This is a genomic window from Thermosulfurimonas dismutans (genome assembly GCF_001652585.1).
Classification (GTDB): domain Bacteria; phylum Desulfobacterota; class Thermodesulfobacteria; order Thermodesulfobacteriales; family Thermodesulfobacteriaceae; genus Thermosulfurimonas; species Thermosulfurimonas dismutans.
This window is the reverse complement of the sequence record NZ_LWLG01000001.1, coordinates 227,588-240,633: the sequence shown is the minus strand read 5'-3', so window position 1 is coordinate 240,633 and position 13,046 is coordinate 227,588. Positions and strand designations below refer to the sequence as shown.

The 13,046-nt window shown below is 54.0% G+C and carries 16 protein-coding genes; 7 read left to right on the top strand and 9 right to left on the bottom strand.

What is annotated here, in order from left to right:
* Nucleotides 1-7: 7 nt before the first annotated feature.
* The 5 genes from TDIS_RS01360 to TDIS_RS01340 are packed head-to-tail and all read right to left on the bottom strand — an operon-like array spanning nucleotide 8 to nucleotide 3,468.
* Nucleotides 8-859 carry a dihydroorotate dehydrogenase gene (locus TDIS_RS01360; protein ID WP_153303715.1) on the bottom strand — a complete coding sequence of 284 codons (852 nt, stop codon included), beginning with the start codon at nucleotides 857-859 and terminating at the stop codon, nucleotides 8-10.
* Nucleotides 843-1,613 (bottom strand): dihydroorotate dehydrogenase electron transfer subunit, encoded by a 771-nt coding sequence (locus TDIS_RS01355; RefSeq protein ID WP_084270890.1) that lies wholly within the window; start codon nucleotides 1,611-1,613, stop codon nucleotides 843-845. Before TDIS_RS01355 ends, TDIS_RS01360 begins: the two co-directional genes overlap by 17 nt.
* Nucleotides 1,610-2,134, bottom strand: coding sequence for a YeeE/YedE thiosulfate transporter family protein (locus TDIS_RS01350; RefSeq protein ID WP_068668501.1), 525 nt, complete (start codon nucleotides 2,132-2,134; stop codon nucleotides 1,610-1,612). The genes TDIS_RS01355 and TDIS_RS01350 overlap by 4 nt, the downstream gene beginning before the upstream one ends.
* 21 nt (nucleotides 2,135-2,155) lie before the next feature.
* The gene (locus tag TDIS_RS01345; RefSeq protein WP_068668499.1) at nucleotides 2,156-2,683 is read right to left on the bottom strand and encodes a YeeE/YedE thiosulfate transporter family protein; all 528 of its coding nucleotides are present in this window, start codon (nucleotides 2,681-2,683) and stop codon (nucleotides 2,156-2,158) included.
* Nucleotides 2,684-2,715: 32 nt separating this feature from the next.
* The gene (locus tag TDIS_RS01340) at nucleotides 2,716-3,468 is read right to left on the bottom strand and encodes a hypothetical protein (RefSeq protein ID WP_068668497.1); all 753 of its coding nucleotides are present in this window, start codon (nucleotides 3,466-3,468) and stop codon (nucleotides 2,716-2,718) included.
* 160 nt (nucleotides 3,469-3,628) lie between these two features.
* On the opposite strand from TDIS_RS01340, the gene gcvH reads away from it, so the two are divergent.
* The 6 genes from gcvH to TDIS_RS01310 are packed head-to-tail and all read left to right on the top strand — an operon-like array spanning nucleotide 3,629 to nucleotide 7,550.
* On the top strand, nucleotides 3,629-4,066 hold the full coding sequence (gene gcvH / locus TDIS_RS01335) for a glycine cleavage system protein GcvH (protein ID WP_068668495.1): 438 nt from the start codon (nucleotides 3,629-3,631) through the stop codon (nucleotides 4,064-4,066).
* Nucleotides 4,066-4,998 carry an ACP S-malonyltransferase gene (gene fabD / locus TDIS_RS01330; protein WP_153303714.1) on the top strand — a complete coding sequence of 311 codons (933 nt, stop codon included), beginning with the start codon at nucleotides 4,066-4,068 and terminating at the stop codon, nucleotides 4,996-4,998. The genes gcvH and fabD overlap by 1 nt, the downstream gene beginning before the upstream one ends.
* The gene (locus TDIS_RS01325; RefSeq protein WP_068668490.1) at nucleotides 4,999-5,208 is read left to right on the top strand and encodes a 4Fe-4S binding protein; all 210 of its coding nucleotides are present in this window, start codon (nucleotides 4,999-5,001) and stop codon (nucleotides 5,206-5,208) included.
* Nucleotides 5,205-6,263: a 3-methyl-2-oxobutanoate dehydrogenase subunit VorB gene (vorB, locus tag TDIS_RS01320; RefSeq protein WP_068668489.1), complete on the top strand. Its 1,059-nt coding sequence runs from the start codon at nucleotides 5,205-5,207 to the stop codon at nucleotides 6,261-6,263. Before TDIS_RS01325 ends, vorB begins: the two co-directional genes overlap by 4 nt.
* Entirely contained in the window at nucleotides 6,239-6,991 is a 753-nt protein-coding gene (locus TDIS_RS01315; protein WP_068668488.1) for a thiamine pyrophosphate-dependent enzyme, read from the top strand. The genes vorB and TDIS_RS01315 overlap by 25 nt, the downstream gene beginning before the upstream one ends.
* Nucleotides 6,981-7,550 carry a 2-oxoacid:acceptor oxidoreductase family protein gene (locus TDIS_RS01310; RefSeq protein ID WP_068668485.1) on the top strand — a complete coding sequence of 190 codons (570 nt, stop codon included), beginning with the start codon at nucleotides 6,981-6,983 and terminating at the stop codon, nucleotides 7,548-7,550. The genes TDIS_RS01315 and TDIS_RS01310 overlap by 11 nt, the downstream gene beginning before the upstream one ends.
* On the opposite strand, the gene TDIS_RS01305 is transcribed toward TDIS_RS01310, so the two are convergent.
* Nucleotides 7,505-8,320 carry an ATP-grasp domain-containing protein gene (locus TDIS_RS01305; RefSeq protein ID WP_068668483.1) on the bottom strand — a complete coding sequence of 272 codons (816 nt, stop codon included), beginning with the start codon at nucleotides 8,318-8,320 and terminating at the stop codon, nucleotides 7,505-7,507. The two genes, TDIS_RS01310 and TDIS_RS01305, sit on opposite strands and share 46 nt — an antisense overlap.
* Before the next feature lie 36 nt (nucleotides 8,321-8,356).
* Here TDIS_RS01305 and TDIS_RS01300 point away from each other — a divergent pair, with 36 nt between their 5' ends.
* A complete protein-coding gene (locus TDIS_RS01300; protein ID WP_068668481.1) occupies nucleotides 8,357-9,655 on the top strand; it encodes a bifunctional L-myo-inositol-1-phosphate cytidylyltransferase/CDP-L-myo-inositol myo-inositolphosphotransferase in 1,299 nt (432 codons plus the stop codon).
* Here the strand turns inward: TDIS_RS01300 and TDIS_RS01295 are convergent.
* Genes TDIS_RS01295 through TDIS_RS01285 form a run of 3 tightly spaced genes read right to left on the bottom strand, consistent with a single transcriptional unit; the run spans nucleotide 9,635 to nucleotide 12,960 of the window.
* Nucleotides 9,635-10,438, bottom strand: a complete 804-nt coding sequence (locus TDIS_RS01295; RefSeq protein ID WP_068668480.1) for a 50S ribosomal protein L11 methyltransferase — start codon at nucleotides 10,436-10,438, stop codon at nucleotides 9,635-9,637. The two genes, TDIS_RS01300 and TDIS_RS01295, sit on opposite strands and share 21 nt — an antisense overlap.
* Nucleotides 10,439-10,444: 6 nt before the next feature.
* Entirely contained in the window at nucleotides 10,445-10,894 is a 450-nt protein-coding gene (gene dtd, locus TDIS_RS01290) for a D-aminoacyl-tRNA deacylase (protein ID WP_068668479.1), read from the bottom strand.
* A complete protein-coding gene (locus tag TDIS_RS01285) occupies nucleotides 10,882-12,960 on the bottom strand; it encodes a bifunctional diguanylate cyclase/phosphodiesterase (protein WP_068668477.1) in 2,079 nt (692 codons plus the stop codon). Before TDIS_RS01285 ends, dtd begins: the two co-directional genes overlap by 13 nt.
* Nucleotides 12,961-13,046 lie beyond the last annotated feature (86 nt).

Here is a 13,046-nt window from a genome sequence, read left to right as displayed (position 1 = left end):
TTTTCCTTTAGCGATCTTTGAGAGCGACGTCAAGCTCAGAGAGAATATTCCGAGGGGCCTCAGGATCTATAAGAATGGCGGTCCCCACTTGAAAGGCTCGGGCGCCAACCGAAAGATACTCCAGGGCATCGCGTGCGCTCATGATGCCGCCGGAGGCAATAATAGGGATCTTTACCTTCCGTGAAAGCTCATAAACTAGTCTTAAGGTCAAGGGCTTTATGGCCGGTCCAGAAAGGCCTCCCAGATGGAGCCTAGGGGTGCCTCGTGAGAGATCTACCGTCATGGCGGGGTAGGTGTTGGCGCAGGTAAGGGCCCGGGCTCCGGCCTCCTCGGCGGCCAGGGCCACTTCTTCCACCGGGCCTACCGGCGATAACTTCACGCTAAAAAAACGTTCCCATACGGACGTCAAGCCTCTTACCAGCCTGAATACCCCTTCTGGATCACGGGCAAAGGCGATGCCCCCTTTCTTGACGTTGGGGCAGGAGATGTTGACCTCAAGTCCGGCTATCCCTGTCTCCGCTAGCCCTTCGGCAAGTCTGAAAAAGTCGTCCTCGCTTTCGCCGAAGATGTTTACGATCACCGGCGGGCCCAGGGCCAAGAGCCGGGGAAGGATGCGGTTACGGAAGACTTCGAACCCCGGGTTCTCCAGCCCGATAGAATTTACCAAGCCACAGGGGGTTTCCGAAAGCCTGGGGGGAGGGTTGCCGGTTCGAGGCTCAAGAGAGAGGCCTTTGGTGACCAGGGCTCCTACCGAGGAAAGGATCTTCCGGGGGAGGGTCTCTCCGAAACCCCAAGTGCCCGAGGCCAGCATGAGGGGGTTTGGGAGTTTGAGTTCGCCTAGTTCAACTGAGTTTGTCAAGCGCCACCTCCCGGGAATCCACCGCCGGCCCCTCTAGGCAGACCCTAAGATATCCACCTCGGCGGCGTTGCACTACGCAGCCCAAGCAAAGTCCTTGTCCGCAGGCCATGAAGGCCTCCAACGAGAGATAGGTGGGAATCCCATAGGCCTCCCCGATTTGGCCCACTGCCGAAAGCATCCCCGGCGGCCCGCAAGCTACCATCATCTTTGGCCTATCTTCCTGCTCAAGTTGGACTTTGATCAAATCCGTGACGAACCCCTGATATCCCAAGGAACCGTCTTCCGTTGCTATCCGAAGCTTTCCCAGACTTTGCAAATGCTTGAGCCTTAGGAGATCGCCCTTTGACCGGGCCCCGTAAAAGAAACGAAAAGGAATATTATGGGTTCTGAGTACGCCAGCATAAAAGAAAAAAGGGGCTACGCCTACGCCTCCGGCTACCAGCCAGACCGATCCCTCTTCAGGCAAGGGGAAGGGACGACCAAAGGGCCCGCTCAGCCAAACGGTTTCGCCTCTGTGGATTTTACTGAGGAGCTTGGTTCCTAACCCCCTTCTTTGATATAGGATCCAAAGATGGGAATCTTTGACTTCGTGTATCGAAAAAGGCCTGGGAAGGAGGGGATCCCGGCCTTCCCAGGCCGTGATCTTGACAAACTGTCCAGGCCGGGCCTGGTGAGCAATCTCCGGGGCCTCCAGTTTTAGGAGAAAGTAGCCCGGAGAGACCTCGCGCTGAGAAACAACTCGCGCTCCGATCACCAGCCCATTTTCTCAAGAAAAAGGATAAAGGCCAAGAGAAGCCCCGCAAAGATTATGCCCAGTAGAAGCGGGGGAAAATGTAAAATGGCAGGCAGCGAGATCTTGCCCAGGGCGCCCACGCCGTAAACTGTCTTTTGCCAGAAGGGGTAGGTGTGGGCGAAGGCCATGGCCCCGCATAGACCGCCCAGGACCGCAAAGATTCCGTCGAGCGAACCCTCTCCCACCGCTCCGGGCGCGGTCCCCGGGCAGTACCCCAGGATAGCCCAGCCGAGACCGTAGATCACCCCCCCAAGGAGGTTGGCTAGCACGAAGGTAGGTTTCAGGTGATAGGTGGCTAGGCCCAAAGTGGTAAGGATCTGAATCCCGATGGCCCCTATCAGAACACCTGTAAGAAGGAACTTTAATACCGTAAGATCGGTGAGGGTAAGGAGCCCTACGTGTTTCTCGAAACGGAGAATACGGGTTCTTTGAAAGATGTATCCCCATAGAATACCGGTTACAAGACCTATCACGAGTTCCATCTTATTTCCTCCCCGCTGAGATTAGTCCTTTTTCCGGCCGTACAATAGAAGGGCCAGAGGTATGCCTCCTGCAAAGAATCCCGCAACCACGATGAAGGCGCTTATGGCCATCTGGCTCATGCCAGAAAGCCCGTGTCCGCTGGGGCATCCGCCAGCCAGGCGGGCACCGTAGATGATGAGGAACCCTCCAATAAAGGCCCCTGCCGCCCGGAGAGCCGGGGATGGTCCAAAGCGTTCCTGCCATCTATCGGGAACCAACCGAAGGCGGAACTCCCGATTTCTTACTGCCGCTATAAAGGCCCCGATGGGAACTCCGAGGACTAGCATCACTTTCCAGTCTATACCAGGCTTTTTCTTTTGATAGTAAGCATTGGTGGCCACCGTTTCGGGAGAAACGGCTCTTTCTATCAAACCGGCCACTTTGACGTAAGCCGTGGAGGTCCCCAAGTATTTGGGAGCCCCTAGAAGTTGTTGTGTTACCAATACGGAGAGGATTAACAGCAGACCGGTTAGAGCTCCTCCCATATAAGGCGACCATCCGTTTCGCATTTTTAAACCTCCCGATAAGGCTATCTAAAGGCCTATTTTACGATTACGGTCGTCTTGTCTACACCCGTATTTCCGGTTTTGGCATCATAGGCGTAGACGATAAATTCGTAAACTCCCTTGTCAAGTTGCAAGTCGGTCTGAAAGATGTTGGTTTTTCCCGAAAACTTTAGAGGATAGGTATTGAAGTATTGACCGTTTTTCTTGACTATTACGGCCACTTCGTAGTTCTCTGGTTTCCAGTAGAATTTGGGGTTTACCGGGCACCCACACATGGGCGTTACCGAGGCCACGACTTCTACATTCGCCGGCCCTTTTATCATGGTGTGAGCCGAAGGACTCAAGGCCCTTACCACCAGACCAGGCATCTCCAACACAAGTTCGTTTATGTCTTTGCCCGGAACTACCCAGGTAGTTACCGAAACTTCGTTGACGGCCTGCGGTTGGGCCAAAGGACCTCGAGCGATGATCTTGATCTTACGCGGTTCTTTCAGATCCAGATTGGCCTCAAATCGCGCGGTGTGGTCCACGATAAGCTTAGTATAGCGTTCCTTGGGGGTCTCCATGAGGAGCTTGGTATTACCGGTGCTTCCTTGGGCATAGCCTTTGGCCAGAAGTTCCCCAGTTTCCACGTCTTGAATCATGACTAGTACACCACCCATAGAAGTCCCAATAAATTTGGCATCCCGTGCCTTGATCCCCACGACTATCTTGGTGGGCATGGCCCAGGTCGAAACCGCAGCCCCTAAAAGGATGGCCATCATCAATGCTTGCCAAATCCTTTTCATGATAACCTCCTTACGAACTTTTATTTTTTAACGCTAGCTCGTTCTTTTAGGCTTTAAGATAAGTCTTTTAGGGAAAAAGACAAGACGTATAAATGTCCCCTCTTGCCAAAAGGTTGGAATTCGGCTAATCGGAGGACATAAACCTGAGAGGAGGTGGTTCATGGCTATTCCGGAGGATCGGTTTTATTCCGAAGAACATCTCTGGGTCAAGAAAGAAAGAGGGAATCGGGCTTCAATTGGTCTTTCCGCTTTTGCCCAACGTCTTTATGGGGAGATTCTAGATTTGGAGCTGCCAGAAGAAGGAGACGAACTGATAAAGGGCGAAATTTTTGGCAGTGTGGAGAGCGCTAGAGGGGTGGAGGAGTTGGTGGCTCCGGTGTCCGGAGAAGTGGTGGAAGTGAACGAAGAGATCTTGGAGGACCCGGAGATCGTAAACGGCGATCCTTACGGGGATGGCTGGCTTATTAAAGTGAAACTTTCCGATCTAGATGAACTTGAAGAACTCATGGCGGCCGACGAATATGAGGATTTCCTGGAAGAGCAGGGAGAAATTCCTACCGAAGAGGAAGAAGAATTCTTCTTCGAGGAGGAAGAATAGTGCTGGCGGTGGTCTTCCCCGGGCAAGGGTCGCAATACGTGGGTATGGGCAAGGCCCTTTACGAGAAATATGCGTCGGTGAGAGAGCTTTTTGAACTAGCCGAAGAGGTCTGTGCCCTACCTATAAAGGAACTCTGTTTCGAGGGTCCAGCTGGCGAGCTCACCCGTACGGAAAATCTGCAGCCGGCCTTAACGGCTGTTAATCTTGCGGTCTGGAGGGTGCTTGAGGAGGCTGGGGTGAAACCGGCCTTCCTGGCCGGGCACAGTCTCGGCGAGTATAGTGCCCTCTGCGCCGCAGGATGTCTTTCTGTGGAGGACACTTTTCGCCTGGTCAAACGGCGGGGAGAGGTCATGGCTCAAGCCGCTGAAACGGCTCCCGGGACCATGTACGCCGTAATCGGCCTTTCGCGTGAGAGACTAGAAGAGATTCTTTCCGGAATTTCCGGCCAAGTTTTCCTGGCCAATCACAATTCTCCGGAGCAGATCGTGATAAGCGGGGAGCAGTCGGCTACGGACGAGGCCGCCAAGAAGGCCAAGGAGTCCGGGGCTAAGGTGGTGAAACTCAAGGTCTCCGGGGCTTTTCATTCCCCGCTTATGACCAGGGCCGCCGAGGAGTTCCGCGAGGCCCTCGCGGAGGCCAATTTTGGTTTGCCGCGCATACCGGTGGTCTTCAATGTTTCGGCCAAGACGGAGGGCGATCCAGAGGTCATCCGTAAACTCATGGCCGAACAAATCCTTTCTCCGGTCCGCTGGGTGGAAAGCGTAGAATTTATGTATAATAATGGCGTGAGAATCTTTATTGAAGCCGGGCCTAAACGCGTGCTCTCTGGACTCATAAATAAGATCCTTTCCGATCCCGAGGTGCTTATCCTTCAGGCCGAAAAGCCGGAAGAAATAGAGGTTGTCCTTTCGAAGGTAAAGGAGGGGGGGTAATTGGCACGCCTCAAGGTTCGGATTTCTTTTCCGGACCGTTGTAAGGGGTGTGGTCTTTGTGCACATTTCTGCCCTAAAGAGGCGCTCGTCGTGGGTCGCAATCGCAATGTCCAGGGTTATCGGGTGGTGGAGGTGGTAGCCTACGAAAAATGTACCGGTTGCGGTATATGCTATCTTATGTGTCCGGATGTAGTTCTGGAGGTTAAATAGTGAAACCCATTTTGGTTAAGGGCTCGGAGGCCATTGCCCTCGGGGCCCTGGCCGCGGGTTGTCGCTGTTACTTTGGCTATCCCATCACCCCCCAGAACGAAATCCCAGAGTTGCTGGCCCGGGAGCTTCCTAAGAGGGGCGGGGTTTTTTTACAGGCTGAAAGCGAGCTGGCCGCGGCTAATATGTTGCTCGGGGCGGCTTCCACCGGGGTGCGGGCCATGACCTCCTCCTCCAGTCCTGGAATCTCTCTTATGGCCGAGGCCTTTTCCTACATGGCAGCCCTGGAGCTTCCTGCGGTGGTCGTGAATGTGGCCCGAGGTGGTCCTGGACTTGGGGGTATCGAGGCTTCTCAGGGAGACTACTTCCAGGCCACCAAAGGAGCCGGGCACGGAGACTACCATTTTCTAGTGCTCTCGCCCGCCAGTATCCAGGAAGCCTATGAGCTTACGGCTCGGGCCTTTGATCTGGCTGAGAAGTACCGGCAGCCAGTCATGATCCTTACAGACGCTCTTCTTGGTCAGATGAAGGAGCCCTTGATTCTCCGGAAGATCAAACCTAGGAAGTATCCCAAAGACTGGGCCTTAACCGGGGCCAAGGGCCGACCGGGGCGAGTCCTGCGGAGTCTTTTCCTCGGTCCGGGGGAACTCCGGTCCCGTAACGAGCTTTTACAAAAGAAATACCGGGCCATGCGGCGCGAGGTCCGGGTGGAAAGCTATCTCCTTGAGGGGGCGGAACTGGTGGTTTCGGCCTTCGGTTCACTGGCGCGAATTGTAAAGGAGGCTGTGAACCTGGCCCGGGAGAAGGGATATCCGGTGGGCTTCCTGCGCCCTATTACCCTTTTCCCCTTCCCCGAGCGAGAGTTCCGTAAATTGGCCGAGGCCGGGGTACGTTTCTTGGTAGTAGAGCTCAACTGCGGGCAGATGGTAGAGGATGTTAGGCTTTCGATCTGCGGAAGCACTGAAGTGAGGAGCCTGCCCTTCCCGCCGAGCGATCTTCCGGCCCCGGAGGACATCTATCGGGAGATCAAGAGGTGTCTGAGAAGTCCCAGAAGGTAAAGGATTATCGTTTTCCTCGGGTGCTCCGTGACAGACCCTTCCACTATTGTCCCGGGTGCCACCACGGGATCGCTCATCGACTATTGGCGGAGGTCATCGAGGAACTAGGTGTGAGAGATCGGGCCTACGGGGTGGCCTCCATCGGGTGTTCCTGTTTTCTCTATTACTACTTCGATGTGGACATCTGCGAGGCCCCGCACGGACGGGCCTGTGCCGCGGCTACCGGGGCCAAACGGGCCCGGCCGGAACTGGTGGTCTTCACCTATCAGGGGGACGGGGACTTTGCCGCCATTGGTCTTACGGAGAGCCTGCACGCCGCGGCCCGTGGAGAACGCATAACCGCCATCATGATAAACAATACCGTCTACGGTATGACCGGAGGTCAGCTCTCCCCCACTACCTTGCCCGGCCAAAGGACTACTACCACCCCGGAGGGTCGGGATCCGCGGGTCTATGGGTACCCCATGAAGGTGGCGGAGATGCTCGCCGAGTTTCCGGGAGTGGCCTTCTGCGCTCGGGTAGCGGTGAACAAGCCAAAGAGGGTCCTTGAGGCCCGTGAGGCCCTGCGAAAGGCCTTTCTGGCCCAAATCGAGGACCGCGGCTTCGGTTATGTAGAATTCCTTTCGGCCTGTCCGGTGAACTGGAGATTGGATCCGATCAAGGCCGCGGAAAAGGTGGACGAACTCGCCGAGACCTTTCCTATTAAGGTGTTCAAGGATGAAATTTGAGGTTATTCTGGCCGGTTTTGGAGGTCAGGGGATTCTTTTTGCCGGGAATCTCCTGGCGCAGGCCGGTATGGAGGCCGGGCTCCAGGTGACCTTCCTTCCGGTCTACGGACCGGAGATGCGGGGCGGAACCTGCAACTGCACGGTGGTCCTATCGGACCGGGAGATCGCCTCCCCGGTGGTTACCCGCCCGAAGGCCCTTCTCATCATGAACCGTCCCTCCTTCGAGAAGTTCGTTCCGTGTCTCGTCCGTGGGGGCCTGGCAGTGGTAAACCGGAGCTTGATCCCGGAGGAGTGCGCCGTGGAGTTTCCTGGCCGGCGTTTTCTCTTCGTGCCGGCCGACGATCTGGCAGAGGAGGAGGGACACCCTGGCCTAGGGAACATGGCCGCCCTAGGGGCCCTGGTGGCGGCCTCCGGAGTTGTGCCTCCCGAAAAGGTGCTCTCAGGACTTAAAGGCCTCCTTCCCCCGGAAAGGAAACACCTCTTTGAGCCCAACCGGAAGGTTTTCCGACGGGGCTACGAGTTCGTCGAGAGAAACTCATCCACCGCCGTCCGCAGATAGGTCCGAAACCTTTCTTCGCCCCCGAGGAGCCTCAGACCAAAGACGAAGTTTATTTCGTTTAAAAGGGCTTCTCCGGTCTCCGGCCTAAAGAGGAAATCTACCGCCATGAGATTGAAGCCCGTCTTCTGGCAGAGTGCCCTTACTACCTTGAGGGCCCGCTCCTCCAGCTCCCGGTCTGGGCATTCCGCAACCTCACCTTCCTGAACCAGGTTCTTGAGAAAGCGTCCTTTTCGCCAGAACGGCAGATGCCTCTTTCCGATGACCACCACCCGAAGGTCGTAATCCCAGGGGAGGTATTCTTGGATTAGGAACCCGTAGCGCCCAGAGGCCTCGAAAGTACGAAGGATCCTAAGGATTTCCTCCCAGTCCTTCGAGCTTTCCACCAGGAAGACCTCTCGGCCTTCGTGGCCGTGGTTGCCCTTGACCACAAAGGGATAAGGGGGAAAGGGGATCTCTGTGGCTCCGGGGTGTGGCCCGAAGGCGCAGATCCTCGGCACGCATATGGTTCGCGGATGAGGGAGCGAAAGGGCTTCGAAAAGCATGATTTGGCCGATTTTCCCAGGAAAGGCGAACCGCAGGTCGTAGTGCGGGAAGACACGTTTGCCCAGCTGGCGAGCAAAAAAGTATAGTTCCGGAGGGACAGTTTGTGGAAAGATAACGATTTCGGCTTCTCGCAAGGCTGCTATAACCTCTGGGGTGAGACCGCTGAATTGGAAAAAGTTGAGATCGCCTTCTATCCAGGGGTTGAAAGAGACGGTTTTCGTACCCATGTCTTTATTAAAAACGCTAAAGGGAGGGAGGGGAAGGTGCAGGCGGTGATCCTTGCAGCCGGTCTGGGGACCCGGCTGGGGCTCGAGGAAAAGGCCTATCCTAAGGGCCTTCTGAAGGTGGCTGGAAGGGAGCTACTTTTAAGGCACCTCATCCTTCTTTCCCGGGAAGGCGTAGAGAAATTCGTGTTGGTGGTAAACCCCCGGAATCGCAAATATTTCGAGGAGTTTCTGGCTCGGTATCCCGAATACCGGGTAATCCTGGTAGAAAATTCCCATCCGGAAAGAGGAAACGGCTATTCTCTTTGGTGTGCCAGGCTAGCGGTCTCGGGGCCCTTCGTTCTCACCATGTCGGATCACCTCTTCGAGGAGGCCTTCGTTAAGAGGGCCGTACGGGGCCAGGGGCTCATCTTAGACCGCCAGGGCTTTTATGTAGACCCGGTAGAGGCTACCCGGGTGAAGGTTTCGGAGGGCCGGGTCGTCGAGATTGGTAAAGGCCTTGAGCCCTATGACGGCTTTGATACCGGTTTTTTTGTGCTTGCCCCCGAGATCTTCAAGGCCGCCGAAAGGCTGGTCGAAATCCGGCAGGAAATTTCCCTCTCGGAGATAGTCCAGGCGGCCCGGATACCGGTAACCGAGGTCTCCGGGTTATTCTGGACGGATGTGGACACCCCGGAGGATCTCAAGCAGGCCAGAAAGCTCCTTATCAGGGCTAGCGTTAAAGGGGCCGGGGACGGCCTCATTTCTAGGACTCTCAATCGCAGGCTTTCAACCCGCATCTCACCCTATCTCTGCGGGAGGATCACCCCCAATCAGGCCACTATCCTGAGCTTTTTGTTGGGACTCCTTTCGGCAGCTCTGGCTTACTTTCATACTGCTTTCGGGGGACTTCTCTACCAGATTCATTCCGTGCTCGACGGGGTGGACGGTGAGATTGCCCGAGCGGCTCTCATGAAGAGCCGTTTTGGAGGGCTGCTGGACTCGGTGCTGGATCGTTATGTGGACTTCATTTTCCTTTCGTTTTTGCTGTTAAAGCTTAAGCCCGGAGGTTTACTGCTTGCGGCCGGGTTGTTGGCCCTGCTTGGTACAGTGATGGTAAGTTACACCACCGAAAGATTTAAGGGGGCTTACGGGAAGGACGCCTACGGGATCTTTCCTGTTCTTCACTACTTTCCGGGGAAACGGGACGAGAGAATCTTTTTGATCTTCCTCTTCTGCCTTTCGGGAAGACCCGAGCTTCTGTTCCCGGTTCTGGCGCTCTTAACGCACCTCAAGGTCCTTTTTACCTTAACGGTGTTCTGGCGGAAGAGATCGGAGCTAGAGGAAGCGCAGGGCTAGGGCCAGCCAGCCTTCCTCCTGGGCCTCGGCGACGACGGAGGCCGAGGGTGTTCTGGCGAGCACCTCGCCTTTCTGGGCCACCGAAAACCCCGAAAGGATGGCCAAGCCCCCGGGGGCAAGCACCTCTTTGATCCCCGGCGCTAGGGCCGTAATGGTTCCGATGGTAAGATTGGCCAGCACCAGATCAAAGGTTCCAGGCCGGGCGGCCGGAAGGCTTCCCTGAACCACAAGTATCCGGTCCGAAAAGGCGTTCATTTCTACATTATGTTTAGCCTCACGGCAGGCCCTGGGATCAATATCCGCCGCCAGCACCTTTTGGGCCCCTAGCCTTGCCGCCGCAAGGGAGAGAATCCCACTACCACAACCGAGATCAAAAACCCTCGCGGCCCTATCCTCTTCAAACTTCTCCAGCATAAGCTTGAGACAGAGCTTGGTAGTAGGGTGCCTTCCGCTACCAAACGAAAGGCTTGAGCGGAGATAGATCTCTCCCTGTGGGCTGGGTTCAGGTTCGAGCGGTGAGAAAAAGACCAGTGATCCTAACTGGAAACGTCGGGGCTTAACTTCGGCCTCCTCCGTGAGTTCGGTTTCTTCAAACTCGGCCTGGGGAAGAGCTTTCAAGAGTTTCCGTAACAGCCTGTGAGGATCTTCGGCGGGATAGGTGAGATAGAAGAGATTCTCCTCGGGAAGATGGAAGGCCTTTAAAGGACTTAAAGCCTGCTTTTCCAGGATTGCAAGAAGCCTTTCCGGATCATCCGTACGGATCTTTACCCGTAGATAAGACATAAAGGACTAAATCCTTTTCCTTGAATCCAGGATAAGGGTTACCGGGCCATCGTTTACGAGATGGACCTCCATGTAAGCCCCGAAACGTCCGGTCTGGACCTTAAGACCCTTTTCTTGGAGCCGGGACACAAACCTCTCGCAAAGCCCTCGGGCCTGCTCGGGCTTTTCTGCAGGATCAAAGGAAGGCCGTTTCCCTTTACGGCAGTCTCCGCAGAGGGTGAAGTTAGAAACCACTAGGACCTCTCCGGAGACATCTCCCACACTCAGGTTCATCTTGCCAGAGGTATCCTCAAAAATCCTTAAGCCGGCGACCTTGTCGGAGAGCCATACGAGATCCTTCTCTTCATCTCCCTTTTCCACTCCTAAAAGGACAAGCAATCCCGGCCCGATCCGGGCGATTTCCTCGCCCTCAACCTTTACCTTAGCTTCTTTAACGCGTTGAACTACTGCCCGCATCTCGAAAGAAACTCCGTTAGCGCCTCTAGGCCCATGGGAGGGGCAAAATAGAATCCCTGGCCCTCATCACAACCCAGACAGATCAGCTTTTCAAGCTGTTCTTTGTTCTCGATGCCTTCGGCTAGACAGGAAACTCCTATTCCGTGACTAAGCTCTATCACGGTGTTTATTACCTTCAAGGCCTTTTCACTCTTGAGCATGGCGGTCACGAAACTACGATCAATTTTAATCTTGTCCACTTCAAATTCAATGAGATACTCCATAGAGGAATAGCCAATGCCAAAATCGTCCAAGGCTATCTTTATTCCGATTTCCCGAAGATTGGAGAGGATTTTTCGACTTCTTTCTGCATCCTCCATAGCGGCGGTCTCGGTAATCTCCAAAATGAACTTTTCCGGAGGGAAGTCGAAGCCCTTTAGGGCTGCTTCGATCTTTTCCGGAAGTTTAGGGTCTCGAAACTGCCGTCCTGAAAAGTTTATGGCCAGAAACAGATCCGGATTGGATAATAGTGCCATTTCTTTAAGGCTTTGAGAGAGGATGAATTCTTCCAGCTCAAAGATGAAACCGGATTTCTCGGCTACGGGAATAAATTTCGCCGGAGAAATGAGACCAAGCTCGGGATGGCGCCATCTTATCAGGGCCTCCACACCTATCACCCTTTTGGTCCGAAGATTCAAAATAGGTTGGTATTCTAAGAAGAATTCTTGGCGTCTGAGGCCTTCCACCAAGGCGTTCCGGAAAAAGGCGTCCTCGAGGAGTTCCTTTTCCATTTCAGGAGAGTAAAAGGCAAAATAGTTTTCGCCACTCTCCTTGGCACGCTTTAAGGCTATTTCAGCCTTCTGGAGGAGCTCTTCAGCCTTCGTGCCATCCCGTGGGAAGAGGGCTACGCCGATGTTAGCGGAGAGATACAAATCCCGATCTCCGACACGGAACGGCTGTTTGAAAAGCTTTTTCAACTTTTCCATTACCACCCAGATACCATAGGGGGTCCTCAGCTCTGTTAAAACTAATCCGAACTTGTCGGCAAAGAAGCGACTTTTGACATCGCCTTCTCTTAAGGTCCGCTTAAGTCGCTCTCCCACCTGCCTGAGAATAGTATTTCCGTTTTCAAAACCGAAGGTGGCGTTGATTTCACGGAATTTGACCAGATCCAGAATGGCCACCATGAGGCCCTCTTTGCGACGTCTGGCCTTGGCTAGAAGAATTTTCAGTTTTTCTATAAAGAGATCCCGGTTGGGAAGGCCGGTAAGGGGGTCAAAGAAGGCTACTTCGACCAGTCGCTTTTTCAAGGTTTTTTCTGGGGTGATGTCAAAACCTATTGCTAGGCCTAAATAACGACCTTTGTACTTGACTGTTTCGGCATAAAATCGTCCTACTTTTTCCTGTCCGTCTTTGGTGAGGATCACGAACTCGTGATAATATTTCGGGATCTTTTCGCCTCTTAGCCGTCGGGCTACGATTTCCTTTATCGCTTCCCGATGTGACGGAGTAGCCAGCTCCCAGATGTACTTTTTCCGAAGCTCTTCCAGAGGGTATCCGGTTAGTTTTTCCACATAAGGATTGGCGTAGATAATCCTTTCATCATAAAGAAGAATGGCCACCGGGGCCTTGGTTACGAACAGTCTAAAGAAGGCTTCTTTTTCTTGAAGCTCCTCTTCAAGGGCTTTTTCCCGGCTAAAATCAAGCCAAAGGCCTGCTAGAAGGAATCGGGAATCGTCTCTGGATATTACCGAGAAGTAATCTTTGATCCAAAGGTAATCGCCGCTCTTTTTTCGGAAACGGTAGAGGTGACTACCTCGTTCGTTGCTTTCCAATAATTTTTGCTCGAGCTTTAGGATTTTGGGGCGATCTTCGGGATGAAGATTGTTGAACCACCAGTAGGGTTCGGCCTCAATTTCCTTTCGGGACCAGCCTGTAAGGCGTTCTACTTCAGCATTCAGAAACTTGATTTTTTCGAAGCGTATACTTTCGGACTCGACGGAGACTTCCACGACATAAATTCCAACTGGGAAACTTTCCAGATATTTTTCACACTGGGGCTTGAGAGAGTCCCAGTTTTCAAGCAAGAGAGTTCCCTCCCTGCGGTTCCACAAAAAGTTAAGTATGTTAGGTATAATTGTCCAGAGAGAGGTGAAATTTAAAAAGACTTGAC

Bases quoted from the DNA above. Each gene is read 5' to 3' on its own strand.
- TDIS_RS01350 (WP_068668501.1), bottom strand. From the start codon at position 2,134: ATGGAACTCGTGATAGGTCTTGTAACCGGTATTCTATGGGGATACATC.
- TDIS_RS01345 (WP_068668499.1), bottom strand. From the start codon at position 2,683: ATGCGAAACGGATGGTCGCCTTATATGGGAGGAGCTCTAACCGGTCTG.
- TDIS_RS01340 (WP_068668497.1), bottom strand. From the start codon at position 3,468: ATGAAAAGGATTTGGCAAGCATTGATGATGGCCATCCTTTTAGGGGCT.
- gcvH (WP_068668495.1), top strand. From the start codon at position 3,629: ATGGCTATTCCGGAGGATCGGTTTTATTCCGAAGAACATCTCTGGGTC.
- TDIS_RS01310 (WP_068668485.1), top strand. From the start codon at position 6,981: ATGAAATTTGAGGTTATTCTGGCCGGTTTTGGAGGTCAGGGGATTCTT.
- TDIS_RS01305 (WP_068668483.1), bottom strand. From the start codon at position 8,320: ATGGGTACGAAAACCGTCTCTTTCAACCCCTGGATAGAAGGCGATCTC.
- TDIS_RS01295 (WP_068668480.1), bottom strand. From the start codon at position 10,438: ATGTCTTATCTACGGGTAAAGATCCGTACGGATGATCCGGAAAGGCTT.
- dtd (WP_068668479.1), bottom strand. From the start codon at position 10,894: ATGCGGGCAGTAGTTCAACGCGTTAAAGAAGCTAAGGTAAAGGTTGAG.